14 protein-coding genes are annotated in these 18,761 nt (G+C 71.0%); 8 read left to right on the forward strand and 6 right to left on the reverse strand.

The genetic code is table 11. The features are described 5' to 3' along the window. Positions 1–2: 2 nt before the first annotated feature. The 3 genes from OV207_RS12910 to OV207_RS12920 all read right to left on the reverse strand — a co-directional run bounded on the left by OV207_RS12910 (position 3) and on the right by OV207_RS12920 (position 5,197). The gene (locus OV207_RS12910) at positions 3–2,450 is read right to left on the reverse strand and encodes a serine/threonine-protein kinase (RefSeq protein WP_267555395.1); all 2,448 of its coding nucleotides are present in this window, start codon (positions 2,448–2,450) and stop codon (positions 3–5) included. 13 nt (positions 2,451–2,463) lie between these two features. Further along, entirely contained in the window at positions 2,464–4,137 is a 1,674-nt protein-coding gene (locus OV207_RS12915; RefSeq protein ID WP_193348772.1) for an adenylate/guanylate cyclase domain-containing protein, read from the reverse strand. 124 nt (positions 4,138–4,261) lie between these two features. Continuing rightward, complete coding sequence (locus tag OV207_RS12920; protein ID WP_267555398.1) at positions 4,262–5,197, reverse strand: hypothetical protein; 936 nt, start codon at positions 5,195–5,197, stop codon at positions 4,262–4,264. Positions 5,198–5,269: 72 nt separating this feature from the next. Between OV207_RS12920 and truD the strand changes: the two genes are divergently transcribed. The 7 genes from truD (at position 5,270) to OV207_RS12955 (ending at position 13,952) form a co-directional block, all read left to right on the forward strand. Continuing rightward, a complete protein-coding gene (gene truD / locus OV207_RS12925) occupies positions 5,270–7,186 on the forward strand; it encodes a tRNA pseudouridine(13) synthase TruD (RefSeq protein ID WP_267555400.1) in 1,917 nt (638 codons plus the stop codon). A gap of 78 nt (positions 7,187–7,264) precedes the next feature. After that, the gene (locus OV207_RS12930) at positions 7,265–7,855 is read left to right on the forward strand and encodes an RNA polymerase sigma factor (protein WP_193348987.1); all 591 of its coding nucleotides are present in this window, start codon (positions 7,265–7,267) and stop codon (positions 7,853–7,855) included. Further along, complete coding sequence (locus tag OV207_RS12935; RefSeq protein WP_267555402.1) at positions 7,852–8,352, forward strand: hypothetical protein; 501 nt, start codon at positions 7,852–7,854, stop codon at positions 8,350–8,352. Before OV207_RS12930 ends, OV207_RS12935 begins: the two co-directional genes overlap by 4 nt. Before the next feature lie 8 nt (positions 8,353–8,360). Beyond that, positions 8,361–9,851 (forward strand): hypothetical protein, encoded by a 1,491-nt coding sequence (locus OV207_RS12940; RefSeq protein ID WP_267555405.1) that lies wholly within the window; start codon positions 8,361–8,363, stop codon positions 9,849–9,851. Between the two features lie 209 nt (positions 9,852–10,060). Then, positions 10,061–11,407 carry a 2Fe-2S iron-sulfur cluster-binding protein gene (locus tag OV207_RS12945; protein ID WP_267555408.1) on the forward strand — a complete coding sequence of 449 codons (1,347 nt, stop codon included), beginning with the start codon at positions 10,061–10,063 and terminating at the stop codon, positions 11,405–11,407. Continuing rightward, on the forward strand, positions 11,404–12,891 hold the full coding sequence (locus tag OV207_RS12950; RefSeq protein ID WP_267555411.1) for an FAD-dependent oxidoreductase: 1,488 nt from the start codon (positions 11,404–11,406) through the stop codon (positions 12,889–12,891). The genes OV207_RS12945 and OV207_RS12950 overlap by 4 nt, the downstream gene beginning before the upstream one ends. A 293-nt stretch (positions 12,892–13,184) precedes the next feature. Then, entirely contained in the window at positions 13,185–13,952 is a 768-nt protein-coding gene (locus OV207_RS12955) for a trypsin-like serine peptidase (RefSeq protein WP_420715208.1), read from the forward strand. Positions 13,953–13,969: 17 nt separating this feature from the next. On the opposite strand, the gene OV207_RS12960 is transcribed toward OV207_RS12955, so the two are convergent. Further along, positions 13,970–14,842: an SDR family NAD(P)-dependent oxidoreductase gene (locus OV207_RS12960; RefSeq protein WP_267555417.1), complete on the reverse strand. Its 873-nt coding sequence runs from the start codon at positions 14,840–14,842 to the stop codon at positions 13,970–13,972. Between the two features lie 140 nt (positions 14,843–14,982). Here OV207_RS12960 and OV207_RS12965 point away from each other — a divergent pair, with 140 nt between their 5' ends. Beyond that, positions 14,983–15,450, forward strand: coding sequence for a universal stress protein (locus tag OV207_RS12965; RefSeq protein WP_267555421.1), 468 nt, complete (start codon positions 14,983–14,985; stop codon positions 15,448–15,450). Between the two features lie 12 nt (positions 15,451–15,462). Here OV207_RS12965 and OV207_RS12970 read toward each other — a convergent pair whose 3' ends face one another. Together OV207_RS12970 and OV207_RS12975 are read right to left on the reverse strand one after the other, a co-directional pair. After that, the gene (locus tag OV207_RS12970; RefSeq protein WP_267555424.1) at positions 15,463–16,143 is read right to left on the reverse strand and encodes a Fe2+-dependent dioxygenase; all 681 of its coding nucleotides are present in this window, start codon (positions 16,141–16,143) and stop codon (positions 15,463–15,465) included. Between the two features lie 40 nt (positions 16,144–16,183). Next, positions 16,184–18,475, reverse strand: a complete 2,292-nt coding sequence (locus OV207_RS12975; protein WP_267555426.1) for a TonB-dependent receptor — start codon at positions 18,473–18,475, stop codon at positions 16,184–16,186. Positions 18,476–18,761 lie beyond the last annotated feature (286 nt).

An 18,761-nucleotide genomic window follows, 5' to 3' on the forward strand; every position in this document is an offset into this window, starting at 1 on the left:
GGCTACTCGCCGCCCGTGGCGAGCCGGCGCGCCGGGCGGGGCTGGAGCGTCCCCGACACCTTCAGGTCGTCGAAGGTGCACTTCAGGTTGCGACACCCCAGCGCCAGCTTGCCGGTGCGGCCCTCGAAGCCGGGGAGCATCTTGGTGGCGAAGAGCTTCTTGTTGAGGAAGGCGTCCGCGCGCACGCCGTTCTTCTGCTTGCGCAGCTGCAGGCGCACCAGGAACGGGCCGTGCCGGGGCAGCGGCATCTCATCCCCGACGAGGTTCCTCGCGTCGTCGGCGCTGTTGCCCACCACCTCCCGCCCGTCCTCGGAGGAGATGTAGCGCCACGACAGGCGCATGCCCACGTCCGGGATGGCGAAGACGGACACCTGCACGTCGCGGATGCGGTACGCCAGCTCCCCGAAGTGCTGCGCGTCCTCCTCCACCAGGTACTCGCGGCCCAGCGGCTTCACGTCCATCAGCGTCTCCGCCGTGAAGTCGTCGCTGGAGAAGTAGCGGTGGGCCAGGTAGGCGCGCGGCACCAGCTTGTTGCCGTCCGTCTCCATGCCGCCCTGGATGGCCTCCAGCTCGCCGTTCACCATGCGCCACGAGCCGCTGTGGACGTTGATCTCCTCGGTGCCCTCTCCGAAGCCGACCTCCAGCGTGGACGCCGTCCCGTTGCCGGTGGGCGGCGTCAGCTTGAAGTCGGAGAACACCTCGCCGTTCGTGTTGGGCGGCCACTGCGCCTGGCCGGGCTTCACCTTCAGCCCCTGCGTGCCGATGACGTACTTGTCGTCCTGGCCCAGGTGCAGGCTCACCGGGCCCACGAAGGCGCGCACCGCGAAGCCCAGCAGCGCCAGGCCCCCCACCACGGACAGGCCCGTGCGCACGCGGCCCCAGCCCGCGTTGAACTTCTCCAGGAGGACGCTCTCGGCCCCCGGAGCCGCCCGACCGGCGGGGACGACCTCCGCGCCGCGCACCCGCGCCAGCTCCGACGCGGGCGCCACGACGTGGGGCGACGACGTGGAGGACACCAGGTCCTCCAGCGCCTCGCACACCTCGGTCGCGGTGGCGTAGCGCGCCTCGCGGTCCGTCTCCAGCAGGCGCTCCACCACCGGATCCACGCGCGGGTCCAGGCCTCGCACGCGCTGGGACGGCAGCTTGAAGCGGCCCACGGGCAGCTCGCCGGTGAGCGCCTCGTACATCATCACGCCCAGCGAGAAGAGGTCCGCCCGGCCGTCCACGTTCTTCGCGTCCCGGCGCTGCTCCGGGGCCATGTAGTTGAGCGTGCCCATGGCCACCGACGTGGCGGTGAGCTGCTTCTGGGAGTCCGGCTGCCGGATGCCCGCGAGCCCGAAGTCCGCCACCTTCGCGTTGAGCCGGCCATCCAACAGGATGTTCTCCGGCTTCAGGTCGCGGTGGATGATGTTCTTCTCGTGCGCGGCCTCCACCGCGCGCGCCACCTGCAACAGCACCTTCAGCGCCTGCTGGGGCGAAATCGGATCCGCGCCCCCCAGCGCGTGGCGCAGCGACTGGCCCTCCACGTACTCCATGACGAAGTAGTAGTGCTCGCCCTCCACGCCCCGGTCGATGATCTGCACGATGTGGGGGTGGCTCAGGGCCGCCAGCGCCGTGGCCTCCTTGTCGAAGCGCGACACGAACTCCGCGTCCTTCGCCAGCCGGGGCGGCAGCACCTTCACCGCCACCGTGCGGCCCAGCGACTGCTGGCGCGCGAGCCACACCTCGCCCATGCCGCCACGGCCCAGCACCTCCAGCAGCTCCAGGCCCGGAAGCCGGGGCTTCGCGCCCGTCAGCATCGTCTCCGCGTGCTCGATGGCGCGCATGCCGGTGTCCACCGGGGCGCGAGCTTCGCCGGCCGCCGGCGTCCGCACGCGCACCACCGTGGCCCCCTCCCCTTCCGGGGCCGCGTCCAGCGCGGCGGGGTCCGACGACGGCAGCGCCACCCCGGACGGCTGCCCGGAGGCCGCTTCCACCGCGGCCGGAACGCCTCCCACCGGCACCGCGCCCTCACCCGACTTCGTCATCCCATCCGGTCGCAGGACGTTCATCTCGGCTCCCCCCGGGGAATCAGGGACGGCTTCCGCCCGCACGGACGTCGGCTGCGACCGGGCCATGGCCGTCGCCTCCGAAGGTCCGCCGTAGGGATCCGTCTCACGTCCCAACCTGCTGTCCTCCCTGCCGGTCCCAACACCCGGAGCGGCGGAAGGTGACATCGACACCGGTGGATTTCCCACCGTGCGCGGCGTGAACGTCACCGCGACACCTGTTTCCTCGTCGGCCCGGACAGGCGGCCGGCTGAGCGACGCGTCGGCCGGGCGGATGCTGGACACGTCCGCGCGCCGCACCTCGAACCGGATGCCGCAGCGGCACACGACCTTCTGGCCGCTCACGTACACCCGGGTGTCGTGCACCGTGCCGCAGTTGGGGCACGACTGCGTCGTGGTCATGGCGCGCATGGCTCTAGCGCACCTTGCGGGAGGCGGAGGTGGTCAGCTCCGCGCCGTGCACGCGGAAGGTCTGCACGCCCTTCTCCTTGCCCTTCACCTGGAGCATGGGCAGCTCCTCCACGTCGAAGCCCGGCCCGGACTTGCGCACCGTCGCCTCCGACGCCAGCACCTCGCCGCTCTTCGCGATGCCGCACAGCCGCGACGCGGTGTTGACGGTGTCGCCAATGGCGGTGAACTCGTGCCGCTCCGCGCTGCCCATGTAGCCCACGACCGCCTGCCCCGTGTTGACGCCAATGCCCACTTCAATGGGCTTCTTGCCGTCCAGCACGCGCTGCCGGTTGAGCTCCGTGACGGCGTCCTGCATCTCCAGCGCCGCCCTCAGCGCCCGGCCCGGATCATCCGGGTGCGACGACGGCGGACCCCACACCGCCATCACGCAGTCCCCGATGAACTTGTCCAGGTTGCCCTCGTAGCGGAACACCACGTCCGCCATCGCGGTGAAGAAGCTGTTGAGCATGGACACCACCTCTTGCGGCGAATCACTCTCCGCCAGGGTGGTGAAGCCGCGGATGTCCGCGAACAGGCAGCTCACCTCCGCGAGCCGGCTCTGGCGCAGGTCCTCCGTGCCGCCGTTGATCACCGCGTCCGCCACCGCCTTGGACAGGAAGCGCGACAATTCCGCGCGCGTCACCGCCTCGTTGCGGATCTGCTCGGCCAGGGCCGCGTTCTCCAGCGCGATGCCGGCCTGCGCGGCGATGCCGGACAGGATGGTCAGGTCCTTCTCCGAGAAGGCGTTGATCTGCTGCCGGCTGTCCAGGAACAGCACCGCCTGGATGTCGCCGTTCACCATCAGCGGCACCGCCATGGCGGAGCGGATGCCCTGCGCCACGATGCTTTCCGCCGCGGAGAAGCGCTCGTCGATGATGGCGTCCGCCGTCAGCACCGCCTTGCCCGTCTCCACCACGCGCTTGAGCACGGTGTCCGACAGCATGACGTTCACCTGCTTGCCCTGCCGGTGGTGCACCGCGGCCGGGATGAACTCCCCTTCCACGCCCACCTTCAGGATGACGCCGTGGTCGGCCGCCAGCAGCTCGAAGGCCACCTTCAGGATCTGCTCGAACAGGTCCGCCTGGTTGCCCTTGAGGCTCACCTGCCGGTGGAACTCGTGGGCGATTCGCAGCTTCTCGTAGTCACGACGCAGCGCGGCGTTGTCCGTCACCTGCTCGGCCGGGCGGAAGTTCTGCGGCACCTGGTCCATCTGCGCCAGGAAGGCCGGCATGGAGACGGCGTTGGCCACCACCGTCACGCCCGGCAGCGTGGGCGGGTTGTTGCCCTGCCCGGCCGCGGCCTCGCCGCTGTGGAAGACGAGCCGGGAGGAGCCCAGGGCGATCTCATCCCCGTCGCGCAGCCGCATCTCCCCCGTCACCCGGCGCCCGTTGACGAAGGTGCCGTTGGACGAGTTCAGGTCGCGCAGGACGAAGTCGCGCCCCACCTTCTCGATGGTCGCGTGCTCCTTGGAGACCTCGCGGTCCACGAGCCGGAGCGTGTTGGACGGGTGGCGGCCGAGCGACGTCGTCGCCCCCAGGGGAAACTCCCCCAGCGTCCCGTCCGCGAACCGCCCCGTCAGGTGCGGCCCGCGCGGGTGCGACCCGGACCTGGGCGGGAATGGGGCGGGTGCCTGGTTCACGCGCGAATCCTCACCGGCCCGGACACTACCAGAGCCTTCCGCCCCAAAGGAACGCTCGCGTCAGCGCCCCACGGCCCGCCCCCCGCCCCCCTGCACGGCCGGTCAGTCCCCCCTGGAATCCCCTTCATAGGGAGGGCGGGGCCACCGTCCCCGGGGCGGCGGGGGCCGCGGACGCGGGCGGACGTGAGCCCGGCGAGCGGAAGGCCAGCCCGATGGACGGCAGGAAGGTCATCCCCCCCAGCTCCCGCTTCGCCCCGAAGATGTCCGGCTTGCAGAACACGTAGCCGCCCGTCAGCTCCGCGTAGACGTGCACGTAGCGGTACCCCAGGGCGAAGCCCACCGTGGAGCCCACGAAGTGGCTGCGGACGGTGGTGGGCAGGCTCACGTCGAAGCCCGTCACCGGGGCGCCCTGCTCGGAGAAGTCCACCAGCTGCGCGTCCAGCCGGGTGTGGCTGTAGACGTACTTGGGGGCCGCGTAGAGCTTGAACACATCGCCGTACTCGGCGCTCAGGTACAGCGGCACCTCCACGTCGAAGCGGTTGAAGTCCCCCAGCTCCACCACCTCCAGCACGTCCAGCACCGCCCCGGAGAACAGGTGCTTGGACACCCCCAGCCCCAGGGCCAGGTCATAGGAGCGGTTCTGGGCCTCCCCGCCATGGGCCAGCCGCACCTTTCCGTCGAAGCGCAGGGCGTTGGCGCTGAAGCGGCCGCCCAGGTCCAGCCCGTCCAGGACCCCCACCCGCACCATCAGCTCCGGGTTGACGCCCGGCGGGGCCACCACCAGGGACAGGCCGGCGGTGAGCAGGCGCTGCTGATCCTCCTCGGAGAGGGAGTAGGGCCGGCCCTCCTCGATGGCGTTGATCGCCTCGCGCCCCTGGTCGATGCCCACGTCCACCACGCTTCCCAGGGTCCCCATCGGGACGAAGACGCCCATGCTGCCCGTCACCTGGACCTGGCCGGGCGACAGCGTCTTCGCGGTCTGCATCGTGGAGAGGGGGGTGGCGCAGCCCGGGGCGACGCCCGCGAGTCCCAGCAGGAGCAGGACGGGAAGAGATCTCATGGTGTTGCAGGTTATGCCCATTTCCGGCGCGAACGCTTCATTCCGCGCGTCCACGCTGCTAAGGGGGCTGTCGTGCGAATCAAGCAAAAACCCGAGGACTTCTCCGTGAAGGAGTCCTACCGCTTCGACGAGTCCGCCAATGGGCGGCATCGTGTCTACCTCATGGACAAGCAGAAGCTGTCCACCTTCGATGCGGTCAACCGCCTCATTACCAAGTTCGGCCTGAAGCCGGGCTCCATCAGCTACTGCGGCCTGAAGGACAAGCAGGGCCGCACCGAGCAGATCATCGCGGTGGATGGCGCCGACGTGGACATGCAGGAGCCCGACCTGCGCCTGAAGTTCCTGGGCCGGACGGACAAGCCCCTGTCCGCGCGCAACATCACCTCCAACCGCTTCTCCGTCACCGTGCGCGCCCTGTCGCACGATTCGCTGGCCCCGCTCAACCTGGCCACCGCCGAGGTCAACCGCCTGGGCGTGGTGAACTACTTCGACAGCCAGCGCTTCGGCGCGCTCAAGCACGGCCAGGGCTTCATCGCCAAGGACATCATCCGGGGCGACTTCGAGGCCGCGCTGCACAACTACTTCGCCCGTCCCTCGGAGCTGGATCGCACCGAGGACGCCAAGGTGAAGGGCTTCTGGCGCGACAACTGGGGCAAATGGGACGCGCGCGTGCCCTTCGAGGGCGCGAAGAAGTACCACCGCATCCTGCGCTCGCTGCGCGACCATCCGGGCGACTGGATGCGGGCCTTCCTGCAGATCGACTCGGACTACCGGGCGATGATCCTCTTCGAGTACCAGAGCTACCTCTGGAACGAGGGCGTCCGGCGCTACCTGCAGCTGCTGCTGCCGCGCGAGCACATGTTCCCCATGCGCTACCAGGCCGGCACGCTGCTGCACTTCCGGGACGCGAGCCCGGAGGTCCTCCAGTCGCTGCGCGAGGCGACCTTCCCGCTCGTCGGGCCGGACACCACCTTCAGCGATCCGAAGGTGGCGGAGGCCATGGCGTGGGTGCTGGGCCGCGAGAAGCTCCAGCTGACCGACCTGCGCATCAAGAACGCGGAGCGGCTGCTGTACTTCAAGGAGGAGCAGCGCCCGCTCCTGATGCACCCGCACAAGCTCGTCGTGGGCCGCACGCAGAACGACGACGTGAACCGGGGTGACATCAAGGTCAACGTGGCCTTCACGCTGCCCCCGGGCGCGTACGCCACGCTCGTCATCAAGCGGCTGTTCCACTTCGAGTACACGGAGGACACGAAGGACGAGGTGCGCGCCTCCCAGCGCCCGCGCCTCGTGGCCACCGAGCGGGCCGAAGCCCACGTCGAGGCGGAGCAGGCCCGCAAGCGCGAGGAAGAGGGCCCGTCGCGCCACCGCACGCTCGCGAGCCACAGCACCCGCGCCCCTGCCCGCGCCACCAGCCGCGAGCCGCGTCCGGGCGGCCGGGGTGAGCGCGTGAGCGTCCCCACCCGCGCCGAACGTCCCGCCCCGCATGCCCGCCCCACCCGCGCCGGGGCTCCCCGTCGCGACGGGGCCACGGCCTCCGAGGGTGAGGGCACGCCGGTGGCGACCCCTGCCAGCGCGTCCGCGCCCAGGACGTCCTCCCGGCGGGATGAGCGCTCCGGCACGGAGCGCAAGGCGGGCCGCTTCGGCACCCCCAGCCGTGAAGAGACGCCCGGCAAGGAGGCCCGCCCGCCCAGCCGCATCGGCCGGCTGGCCCGTCCGCCCCGGGGCCTCGAAGCCCCTGCCGCCTCCGAAGGCCGGTCCGACCGCGCCGGGGGCCCCCGCCGGGAGGAGCGCTCCAGCCGTCCGGCCCGAGCGCCCGCCCCCCTGCCTGCCTTCACGGCGGCGCCGGTGCCCGAGCCGGAGATCCCCCTGGGCTTCCGCGCCAAGCAGCAGAAGCGCAAGGACGTGAAGGCCGAGGCCCGGCAGGAGAAGGCCGAAAAGCAGCGGTTGGCCGCGGCCAAGTCCGTGAAAAAACAGAAACGGAAGTGACATTGGGGGGCGTCGCAATGGCCTGGCGCGACGCCCGTAGGACAAGGCGTGAACGCTCTTGCCCTCGACTCGCTGCCCATGGCCATCGGAATGCTGATGGCTGAGGACACCGCTCCGCTCCCCTGGAAGGCGGACGTGCAGGCCGCCCGCAAGGGGGACCCGTCCGCCTTCGAAGCCCTCGTTCGCAGCGTGCAGCGCCCGGTGTACGGCCTGGCGCTGCGCCTGCTGCAGAACGACTCGGAGGCGGCGGAGGTCGCGCAGGAAGCCCTGCTGCGCGCGTACCAGAACCTGCACCGCTACGACGACGCGCGCCCCTTCGACCTGTGGGTGCTCGCCATCACCCGCAACCTCTGCCTGGACCTGCTCCGCCGCCGCACCAAGGTGCGCACCGAGGAGCTGGAGCCCATGAAGGAGCTGTTGCCCAGCCACGAGGCGTCCCAGGAGGACGGGGCCATCGCGCGCGAGGAGCGGCAGTCGCTGGAGGCCGCCATGGAGACCCTGTCCGTGGACGACCGCGAGGTGCTGGCCCTCTATTACGTCCAGAAGCGCACCACGAAGGAGATCGCCCAGATCATGGGCTGCGCGCCGGGGACCATCATGGCCCGCCTGTTCCGGGCCCGAGAGAAGCTGCGCAAGAAGATGACGCCCGCAGAGGAGGAGACCCGATGAGCCCCTGCCCCGACCTGGAAGTCCTGTTCGCGGAGCTGGAGGCGGGTGAAGGTCCCGGCCTGGACCACGCCGCCGAGTGCGACGCCTGCGCCGCGCTGATGGAGGACCACCGCCTGCTGGAGCAGGACCTGTTCCGCCTGGCGGATCCGCTCCCGCCCCCGTCGCTCGTCGTCAACGTCATGGCCCGCGTCGCCCAGAGCCCCGTGCCGCAGCGGCGCGAGGTGTGGACGGGCCTGGCCATCCTGCTGACGTCCCTGGGGGCGGGCCTGGGCTTCCTCTTCACCAGCGACCAGGCGCTGGGCCGCATGGGCACCGGGTTCGCGTCCACCGTGGGCAACAGCCGCGCGTTCCTGGAAGGCCTGTTCAGCGGCGCGCACGCCCTCTGGAGCACCGCGGGCGTGGCGGTCGCCTGCTTCATCGCCGTCGTCGTCCTGTCCTCGCTGTTCGGGCTGAAGCGGCTCGTCGGTTCCCCTCCTCCGTCCCTCTCCGAAGCCTGAGCGTGACCATGAAGATCCTCCCCCGACTGCTGCTCCCCACGCTCCTCCTCGGCGCCCCCCTCGCGCTCGCGGAAGGAGCCCCGGCGACTCCCCCTGCCGCCACCGCCCCCACGCGCACCATCGACGTGAGCTTCCGCGGTTCGCTGCGCGACGCCCTGAAGACGATCGCGGAGAAGGGCGGCCTGAACCTCGTCGTCACCGGCGACCTGGACACCCCCGCGGAGGTGCGCCTGCGCGGCATTGGCGCCGAGCAGGCCCTGCGCACCGTGGCCCGCGCGTACTCGCTCCACCTGGAGCAGGACGGCTCCATCTTCACGCTGCGCCCGCTCACCGCCCGGGAGAAGGAAGCCGGCGCGGCGCCGAGCGCCCCCGCCGCGCCGCAGCCGCCTCAGCCGCCCATGGTGGCGGCGACGCCCCCGGCCCCGCCCACGCCCGTGGACGCGGAGGAGGCCGCGGAGCTGGAGGCCGCCGCCGCCGCCGCCCACGCCGAGGCCGCGAAGGAGCAGGCCGAGGAGGCCAAGCAGCGCGTCCGCGAGGAGCTGCGCGACTTCCGCGACAGCATCAAGAACAAGCGGGGCCGGCGCGGCGTCCGGGACGTGGTGGCGCGCGGACAGAACCTGGAGGTGAAGCAGGGCGAGTCCGTGGAGAGCGCCGTCGTCTACGGCGGCAACCTCGTCGTGCGCGGCACGGTGGAGGACGACGCGGTCGCCTTCGGCGGCAACCTGGAGATCCACGGCCACGTGGAGGGTGACGCGCACGCCTTCGGCGGCAACGTCATCCTGGGCCCGGACGCGAACGTGGAAGGCGACGTGTCCGCCTTCGGCGGCCAGGTCCAGAAGGCGGACGGCGCCACGGTGGCCGGCAGCCTGGAGTCCTTCGGCGGCGCGGGCCTGGGCCGCATGGTGGCCGGGGAGATCAAGCGCGGCATGACGGAGTCGCGCAACCCCGGCGCGGCGGTGGAGGACTCGGACTCGGACGACGACGACCGTGACGGCCGGGGCGGTGGGCTGGCGTCGTTCATCCTCCAGTTCGCGCTGCTCTTCGGCCTGGGCTTCCTGGGGCAGATGTTCTTCCCGGCGCGCATGAAGGAGCTGGGCGAGGAGATCCGCGCCCGCCCCGGCAAGAACGCGTTCGTGGGCGTCGTGGGCATGCTGGCGCTCATCCCGCTGACCATCGTCCTGTGCATCACCCTCATCGGCATCCCGGTGGCGTTCGCCCTCCTGGTCGCCTCCATGCTGGGCACGGCGCTGGGCTACGCGGCCATCGCGAGCGAGCTGGGCACGCGGCTGCCGGTGATGCGCGGCCGCAAGACGCAGGCGGTGGTGCTGGCCCTGGGCCTGGGGCTGCTCCTGATCATCAGCCACATCCCGGTGCTGGGCGTGCTGCTCAACCTGCTGCTCATCCCCCTGGCGTTCGGCGCGGTCATCCGCACCCGCTTCGGCTACCACTCCCGGGGCATGCCCGAGCCCATCTTCCCCCGGGACGAAGCGTCCGTCTGACGCACCCGGCCGCGAAGCCGACAGGAATTGCCACACCGCATCATGAAGCCCCGCTCCCCGCGCACCGGGAGTGGGGCTTTTCCTTCTCCAACAAGTGCCGCGCCCCAGCGCCATCACCTGCGCTGTCGGCGCGGGGTGTTGACGGGGAGCGGACGGACGCCGACAGGCTTTGACCGCCCGGGTCCGGTGCGCCATTTTGCGCGGCACCCATGCGACGCCTCCCAGACGCAACCCCGCGCGGCAGGGCCATCACCGTGGACCTCGAGGGCGAGAGCATCCCCGCCGTCGAAGGCGAGCCGGTGGCGTGCTCCCTCATCGCCGCGGGCGAGAACGTCCTCTCCCGCTCCGTGAAGTACCACCGCCCGCGCGGGCCCTTCTGCTTCGCCGCGGCCTGTTCGCACTGCCTCATGCGCGTGGACGGCCTGCCCAACGTCTACACGTGCCGCACCCCCGCGAAGGAGGGCATGCGGCTGGAGCGGCAGAACGCGTACCCCTCCGCGGACGTGGACATCTTCGCGACCATCGACTGGTTCTTCCCCAAGCGCTTCGACCACCACGAGATGTTCGCCGGTGTCCCGGTGGCGGAGGACGTGATGGCGAAGGTGGCCCGGCAGCTGGCCGGCCTGGGCCTGCTGCCGAAGGAGGCGGGCCCCGCCGCCCTGCCCCCGCGCACGCTCCACGTCAAGGTCGCGGTGGTGGGCGCGGGCGCCGCGGGCCTGGAGGCGGCGCGGGTGTTCGCCGCGAAGGGCGTCCCCTTCCTCCTCCTGGAGCGCGACGCGCACCTGGGCGGGCGGCTGGCCCACGGCCCCCCGGAGGACGGCGCGCCCTTCGTGCCGGAGCCCACCGCGTTCCCCCAGGGCAGCGTGCTGCGCAAGGCCACCGTCATCGGCCTGTATGACGACGAGCACGGCCGCTACCTGGCGGTGGCGTCGCAGGAGCCGGAGGGCCTGCGGCTGCTCAAGGTCTACGCGGAGCGCTTCCTGCTCACCGTGGGCGGCCACCCGCCCACCCTCCCCTTCGAGAACAACGACCTGCCCGGCGTGTACGCGGGCCGCGCGGTGAGCCTGCTGCTGCGCCGCCACGACGTGGCCCCGGAGGTCGCGACGCTGGTGGGCCACGGCCCGGAGCTGCACGCGCTGGCGCACCTGCTGACCCAGCGGGGCGTGGAGGTCGCCGCGGTGGTGGACCTGAAGGGCCCGCTGCCGGCGAACGCGCACCCGAAGGCCTGCGTGGGCGACGGGCTCAAGGCCCATGGCCTGCGCGGCGTGGGCGCGCTGAGCTTCACCCCGCAGGGGGGCCGCAAGCAGAAGGTGTCGTGCGACGCCATCGTGGTGTCGGTGCCGGTGACGCCGGGCTTCGAGCTGGCGCGCCAGGGCGGCGCGAAGGTGGAGTTCGACGCGCCGGCGGGCCACTTCCGCGTGGACGCGGACGCGGACGGGCGCACGCAGGCCCCGGACGTGTTCGTCGCGGGGGACGTGGTGAAGGCGGGCTCGGCGAAGGACGCCGCGGCCATGGGCCAGCGCGCGGCGCTGGCGCTCGTGGGAGGGCTGTCATGAGCAAGGCGCTCGTCTGTACCTGCGAGGACGTCACCGTCTCCGACATCGAGCACGCGCTGGAGCGCGGCTACCAGGACGTGGAGTCGGTGAAGCGCTTCACCGGCTTCGGCACCGGCATCTGCCAGGGCAAGAGCTGCCACTCGGCCGTCGCCGCGCTGCTCCAGAAGTCGAAGGCGCTCAAGTCCGAAGCGGTGGTGCCCTTCACGCCCCGGCCGCCGCTGTACCCCACGGAGCTGCGCCTGCTGGCGAGCGCCCCGGTGGACGAGTCCGTGCCCCCCATGGGTGGCGTGCCCCAGGAGCTGGAGCACTTCCCTTCCGCGCTCCGGCCCCAGGGCCCGGTGCCCCAGAAGGCCAAGGTGGTCATCATCGGCGGCGGCATCATGGGCCTGTCGCTGGCGTACAACCTGGCGCTGCGCGGTGAGACGGACGTGGTGGTGCTGGAGCGCGGCTACCTGTGCGCGGGCGCGTCCGGCCGCAACGGCGGCGGCGTGCGCATGCAGTGGGGCACCCCGGCGCTGATCGAGCTGGCCAAGCGCTCCATCGACCTGATGAAGGTCTTCGCGCGCGACCTGGGCGTCAACGTGTGGCTGCGCCAGGGCGGCTACCTGTTCCTGGCCAAGCGCAAGGACACGGCGCGGCGGCTGGAGAAGAACGCCGTCCTGCACAACCAGTACGGCGTGCCCACGCGCATCATCACCGCGGACGCGGCGCGCGACATCGTCCCCGGCCTGACGATGAAGGACTGCCTCACCGCGGCCTACAACCCGGAGGACGGCGTCATCTTCCCCTGGGCCTTCCTCTGGGGCTACGCGCAGGGCAGCGTGAAGCGCGGCGTGAAGGTGGAGACGTACACGAACGTCACGGGCTTCGAGACGAGCAACGGCCAGGTGCGCAAGGTGAAGACGGACCGGGGCGACATCGCCTGCGACACCGTGGTGCTCGCCTCCGGCGCGTGGAGCCCCCAGGTCGCGAAGCTGGCGGACGTGGCGCTCCCCAACGAGCCGCACCGCCATGAGATCCTCAGCACCGAACCGCTCAAGCCCTTCCTGTCGCCGCTGGTGTCGGTGCTCGACACGGGCCTGTACTTCAGCCAGTCCATGCGCGGTGAGATTGTCGGCGGCATGGGCGACCCGAAGGAGCCCGCCGGCCCCAACATGGGCAGCACCCTGCGCTTCGTGTCGCGCTTCGCCCGCGCCCTCACCGAACAGCTCCCCCATGTGGGCCAGGTGAAGGTGCTGCGCCAGTGGGGCGGCCTCTACGACGTCACCCCGGACAACAACCCCATCCTGGGCCGCACCCCCGGCCTGGACAACCTGCTCCAGATGTCCGGCTTCGTGGGCCACGGCTTCATGATGGCCCCCGCCGTCGCGGAGCGGATGGCGCAGTGGATGACCTCCGGCGCCTCCGACGAGCTCTTCACCCGCTTCAACCTCCGCCGCTTCGAGAGCGGCCCCCTGGAGCGCGAGGAGATGATCATCGGCTGAAGGCGCCCTCCCGCCCTGTCTCCACTTGGGACAGGGTGGGTCTGATTGTCCGCAAAAACAGCACTCCTGGAAATCCACGTAAGCCCTTGGGATGGCTGGGGTTTCACCCGGGGATGTGACGTTTCTTTACAAACGCAACCGGATTGCGCGGAGCATCCACGCACCACCCCCGGGGCCCGCGCGCGGCGGTTCCCCTCTGGGACAGGCCTTGGCACGCGGCGTGCCTTGCCCTTCGCGCCGCGCAATGCCGCGCGAAGGAGGTTCCCGTGGTCGCGAAGAAGCTCGTGGGTGCGATGCTGGTGATGGGCCTGTCGGCGTGTGGTCCCCTGGAGCCGCAGGACCTGCCGGACGCGGAGCCGAACGGTCCGCTGGCGTCGCAGGAGTCCAACGTCATCGTGGGCACGCTGAACTGGGTGAGCGCCACGTCCCTCACGGGCACGCAGCGCACGAAGTCCAAGGCGGTGGGCTACATCTCCATCCCCGCGGTGGGCAGCCGCTGCACGGCGTGGCTCGTCTCCAACGACGTGGTCATCACCAACAACCACTGCATCGGCAGCGCGGCGGAGGCCGTGGGCGCCCGGGTGTCGTTCAACTACGAGGACGGCGTCGCGTCCGGATCGCGCATCTGGTACCCCTGCGCCACGCTCATCAAGACGTGGAGCGGCGATGACATGACGGCGCTGCGCTGCTCGGCCGTCAACGGCCAGCTGCCCGGCCAGGTGTACGGCTTCCTCACCGTCGCCACCACCAACGCGGCGACGAACAGCGCCGTGTACGTGGTCAACCAGAACTGCGACTACTACACGACCAGCGGCTGCACGCCGACGAAGAAGTCCTCGCCCGGCACCGTGCTGAACGGCAACTACAGCACCACGGACATCTCCTACAACGCGGACACGCTGGGCGGCTCGTCCGGCTCGCCCGTCCTCTCCACGTCGACCAACCAGGTGGTGGCGCTGCACCACATCGGCGTCGGCGGCAACTCGCAGGGCCGCGGCACGGCCAACACGGGCGTGAAGGCCACGCGCGTGAAGGCCCGCCTCGCGGAGATCGGGCTGTAGTCCGTTCCCCTCCCGCTTCACGTCGCGGAGGAAGGCTCCCCCTGGGCCAGCAGCACCGGCCTGGGGGGTGCTTGCGTTCCGGGCCCGGAGGGCGACAGCAGCAGCCTGCGGCGCAGCCCGCCCAGGGCCAGGCGCCCCAGGCCCCGCTTGAAGGAGCGCGGCAGCAGGCGCAACAGGCGCATCATCCACCGGTGGCCCAGGCCCGGGTAGACCAGGGCCTCGCCCCGCTCGAAGCCCGCCAGGGCCTCGCGGGCGCACTGGCGCAGGGACAGCTCGAAGAAGGGCGTCACCTCGCCCTCCAGCGCGGGCTCCAGTGCCAGCGGACCCGCGGCCACGAAGGTGACGGGGATGCCCGCGTCCTTCACCTCCAGGCGCAGCGATTCGCTGAAGCCATCCAGGAAGCGCTGCGTGGCGGCGAACGTCACCGCGCCGGGCAGGAAGAGGCGCGCCGCGCCCGAGCCGATGGTGAGGATGCCCCCCCTGCCCCGCTCCAGCATGGGGCCCAGCAGCCGGTGGGTGAGCATCGCGGGGGCGAGCACGTTCGCGTGCACCAGCTCCTCGATGCGCTTCCATTGTTCGTCGGCGTACATCCCGCTGCTGGAGTGGTCCGCGTTGTTGATGAGCACGTCCACGCGCACGAAGTGGCGCTCCAGGTGGGAGAACAGCTCGTCCACCGCGCGGGGATCATCCAGCCGGCAGGCGCGCAGCATCACCCCCAGGGTGGGGTTGCGCAGGCGCAGCTCCTCGCGCAGCTCCTTCAGCTGCTCCACGTCGCGCGCGACCAGCACCAGGGTCCTGACGCGGGGGGAGAGCAGGCGGGCAAGCTCGCGGCCAAGGCCGCCAGCGGCGCCAATGATGAGCACGGTACCGTGGTCGATGGGAGGGCGCATGGGGGTGAACCTCGGGTAGAAAGCTGCCCACGCCAAGGTGGGCCTGCGGGCCTGCCCGGTTGCTCGGCGACCCGCGACCGCCCGGCCCCCCTCACTGCGAGGGGGCGCCCCAGGTTGCCCACTGTCGGAGGAGGACACGCATGGCTGGCCCTTCACGCATCCTGGTACCGGTGGACCTGAAGGATGGCTCCCGCTCCGTCGTGGAGTACGCGCTGCAACTGGCGCGGCCCTTCGGGGCGGCGGTGGACGTCATCCACGCCTGGGAGCCGCCGCAGTACGTGGCGCCTGATCTGCTGGTGGCCTCGCCGGGCTGGGACACCCAGTCCCTGGAGACGATGGCGCGCGACACCGCGGGCAAGGAGCTGTCCGCGCTCCTGGGCTCGCTGAGCGGCAGCGCGCCCGTGGCCCTGTCCCACCGCGTGGTGATTGGCGAGGCGGCCAACGTGGTGCTGGAGGAGGCCGAGCGCGGCAAGTACGACCTGGTCGTCATGGGCACCCACCAGCGCAAGGGCCTCACCCGCATGCTGCTGGGCAGCGTGGCGCAGAAGGTGGTGGGCCGCGCGGCGTGCCCGGTGCTCACGCTGCACGTCACCCCGGAAGAGGCCTGACGGCGCCTGCGCTCAGGGCTCCGCCCACTGGCGCAGGAGGTTGTGGTACACGCCCGTCAGCATCACGAGCGCGGGGCTCTTCGGCACCTCGCGCGTCAGCTGCATGATGGACGTGTCCATGTCGAAGAGCAGGGCGCGCTGGGCCGCATCCCGCACCATGCTCTGCACCCAGAAGAACGACGCCAGCCGCACGCCGCGCGTCACCGGCGTGACGTGGTGCAGGCTGGTGGACGGGTAGATGATGAGGTCCCCGGCCGGCAGCTTCGCGGAGTGGTTGCCGTAGGTGTCCTCCACCACCAGCTCCCCGCCGTCGTAGCTGCCCGGCTCGCTCAGGAACAGCGTCGCGGACACGTCCGTGCGGATGCGCAGCGACGTGCCCAGCAGCGGCCGGATGGCGTTGTCCACGTGCGAGCCGAAGTCCATCCCCGACTCGTAGCGGTTGAACAGCGGCGGGAAGACGCACTGGGGCAGCACGGCGGAGATGAACAGCGGGCTCTTCTCCAGGCCGGCCAGCACCAGGTCCCCCAGCTCCCGCGCGGCGGGGCTCCCTTCGGGGAGCTGGAGGTTCTTCTTCACCTGCGCGGACTGGCTGCCGGCGGTGGCGCGGCCGTCCTCCCACGCCGCCTTCTGGAAGACGGCGCGGCAGTGGGCGACCTGCTCGGGCGTGAGGACCTGCGGGATGTGCACCATCATGATGACGTCCTCCCATGCCCGGCCAACACCGAGCGCGCGACTAGAACCGCACGTTCGCCGTCAGCACCGCCGAGCGGGCTTCCGCCGGCACGGCCTGACCGCCGTAGTACGCGTCGTAATAGAGCTTGTCGGTGAGGTTGTAGACGTTCAACTGCAGGTCCACCTTCTGGAACGAGTAGCTGGCGAACGCGTCGAGGCGCCAGTAGTTGGGCACCTTGACGAGCTGCGCCGCGGCGGTGGCCGGGTTGTTCACCGGAACGACGTCCTGGTACACGGCGCCGCCGCCCACGGAGAGGTTGTCCAGGATGGCGTACGTCGTCCACAGCGAGAAGCTGCGCTTGGGCGTGTTCACCAGGCGCTGGCCCTCCAGGAAGTCGTTGGTGTGCTCCTGGATGCTCGCGTCCAGGAACGTGTAGTTGGCGAACACGTTCCAGCGGCGCACGGGCGAACCCGCGACGCCGATGTTGTAGCCCTGCACCCGCTGCTTGCCTTCCAGGATCTGCGCGGGCCCCTCCGGGTCGCTGTTGGGCACGCGGGCGTTCTTCTTGTTCGTGCGGAAGACGGCCGCGTTCAGGCTCAGGCGCTCGGCGATGACGTCGGACTTGGCGCCGATCTCGAACGTCTCGTTCTTCTCCGGGTCCAGGCTGACGGTGTCGTTGGACAGCGTGGCCAGCTCCGCGCTCGGGTTGGAGGACGTGCCGTACATGCCGTAGATGCTGGTGTTCGCCGCCGGGTGCAGCACCACGCCCGCGCGCCAGTTGAACAGGCCATTGTCCTGCTCGAACGGCGTCGTCTCACCCGCGGCGTTGGTGGCCGAGTAGTCGCTGTTGAGGCGATCGTAGCGAAGGGTGCCCAGCAGCTCCACGTACTGGCCGATCTGCACCTGGTCGGACGCGTACACGCCCAGGTTCACCTGCCGGCTCTCGTTGGACGACGCGAAGACGCGGCTGACGGCGGACAGGTCCGGGTTGGGGTCCGGGTCGTACAGGTCCGCGGGCAGGTTGTTGCCCGTGGGCAGGCCCACCGCGTTGAGGTTGTTGCGGTCCTGGCTGCGCTGCTCGCGCGACAGGTCCAGGCCCACGTTGGCGGTGTGCTTGAGGAAGCCGGTGGTGAACACGCCGCGCAGGTCGGTCTGGTTCGCAAGGTACGTGTTGTCGTTGTTCGTCTGGAAGCGCTGCCGCCCGATGGTCGTCGGATCGCCCGCGGGCGTCAGGCCGCGCGGCGCGGTGGGCCGGGCGAAGCGGTCCACGCCGCCGTAGCGCAGGGTGTTGGTGAGCTTCAGGCCATGGCCCAGGTCGGCCAGCACGCGCGCCGTGCCGATGTGCACGTTCACGCGCTCCACGTCGGAGTCCTTCACGCCGTAGAAGTTCTCCCGGGGCACGTCCAGGGTGACGGACACCGGGTAGCCGTTGAAGTACGGCTGGCCGTAGTCCGGCACGCTGTTCTCGTGCTGGTAGAAGTAGTCCACCTCCAGCGACACCTTGTCGGACACCTGGAAGCGCGCGGACGGCGCGATGCCCGCCCGGTTCTCCGTCACGACGTCGCGGCCCGCCACGCCCGCCAGCTGCCCCGTCGCGCTCACGCGCAGCTGGAGCTTGTCAGAGACCTCGTGGTTGACGTCCGCCTCCACGCGGCCGGACGGCGCGGTGCCGCCGGACAGGCGCAGGTTCTGGAAAGAGCCCTTGCGCGCCTTCTTCGTCACCAGGTTGATGGCGCCGCCCGTGGAGCCACGGCCGAAGAGCACCGACGACGGGCCGAAGTAGACCTCCACGCCCTCCAGGTTGAACGTGTCGCGGGTGAACCAGCCCAGGTCGCGCACGCCGTCGCGCAGCGTGTCCGTCTGGGCGGAGAAGCCGCGCAGCGAGAACGAGTCACCCTGCCGGCCACCCTCGCCCGCCGTCACCGTGATGCCGGACACGTTGCGAAGGGCGTCGCGCAGCGTCGTCGCCTGCTGCTCCTGGATGACCCGCTCCGGCACCACCGTGATGGTCTGCGGCGTGTCCACCAGCGGCCGGGGCAGGCGCGCGAGGCTGGGCTCCGTCGCGTTGTACTTCGACGCCTCGCCCTGCACCTCCACCTCGGGCAGCACGAAGACGTCGTCCGCGCCCGCGCCCGTCTGGGCCGTGCCCGTCACCGGGGCGTCCGTCGCCGGGGCCGGGATCGCCGGAGCGGCCACCGGAGCTTCGGGCGAGGACGGCGTCGCGCCCTCCACCGGACGGGCCTCCTGCGCGGGCTCGGCGGCCACCGGGGTCTCCTGGGCCACCGCGCCACCGGCGGCGAGCGCTGACGCCAGGCCTACCGCCTGCCCCCAGGGCCAGAGCGCGCCGCGCACGCCTCCAGGGTTGCCATTCGATGAGCGGATTGCAGAACGACCGGGCTTGGCTGTGGACACGGGTCCCTCGGACGGTGTGGTGCGGCTAAATGAGAATGATTTGCATATGCAGGATCCCGTCACATGTGACAAGATTTTTCTTCCCGGAAACGGATGTGATTGAGGGGCCTCGCAGCCACCCCATCACTGCCAGATATCAGGCGCGCGAATGCCACATGCTGGGGGCCAGACACAGAGCGGCCCGGAGCCGCTCTCGCAGTCCGGGCCGTGGTGTTGCCTGATGAAA

The organism is Corallococcus sp. BB11-1 (genome assembly GCF_026626625.1).
In the GTDB taxonomy this organism is placed as follows: Bacteria; Myxococcota; Myxococcia; order Myxococcales; family Myxococcaceae; genus Corallococcus; species Corallococcus soli.

What these genes read in the sequence shown, in the direction of transcription:
- OV207_RS12910 (WP_267555395.1), bottom strand. Translation starts at nt 2,450, where the DNA reads ATGACCACGACGCAGTCGTGCCCCAACTGCGGCACGGTGCACGACACC.
- OV207_RS12920 (WP_267555398.1), bottom strand. Translation starts at nt 5,197, where the DNA reads ATGAGATCTCTTCCCGTCCTGCTCCTGCTGGGACTCGCGGGCGTCGCC.
- OV207_RS12930 (WP_193348987.1), top strand. Translation starts at nt 7,265, where the DNA reads ATGGCCATCGGAATGCTGATGGCTGAGGACACCGCTCCGCTCCCCTGG.
- OV207_RS12935 (WP_267555402.1), top strand. Translation starts at nt 7,852, where the DNA reads ATGAGCCCCTGCCCCGACCTGGAAGTCCTGTTCGCGGAGCTGGAGGCG.
- OV207_RS12940 (WP_267555405.1), top strand. Translation starts at nt 8,361, where the DNA reads ATGAAGATCCTCCCCCGACTGCTGCTCCCCACGCTCCTCCTCGGCGCC.
- OV207_RS12945 (WP_267555408.1), top strand. Translation starts at nt 10,061, where the DNA reads ATGCGACGCCTCCCAGACGCAACCCCGCGCGGCAGGGCCATCACCGTG.
- OV207_RS12950 (WP_267555411.1), top strand. Translation starts at nt 11,404, where the DNA reads ATGAGCAAGGCGCTCGTCTGTACCTGCGAGGACGTCACCGTCTCCGAC.
- OV207_RS12955 (WP_420715208.1), top strand. Translation starts at nt 13,185, where the DNA reads ATGCTGGTGATGGGCCTGTCGGCGTGTGGTCCCCTGGAGCCGCAGGAC.
- OV207_RS12960 (WP_267555417.1), bottom strand. Translation starts at nt 14,842, where the DNA reads ATGCGCCCTCCCATCGACCACGGTACCGTGCTCATCATTGGCGCCGCT.
- OV207_RS12965 (WP_267555421.1), top strand. Translation starts at nt 14,983, where the DNA reads ATGGCTGGCCCTTCACGCATCCTGGTACCGGTGGACCTGAAGGATGGC.
- OV207_RS12970 (WP_267555424.1), bottom strand. Translation starts at nt 16,143, where the DNA reads ATGATGGTGCACATCCCGCAGGTCCTCACGCCCGAGCAGGTCGCCCAC.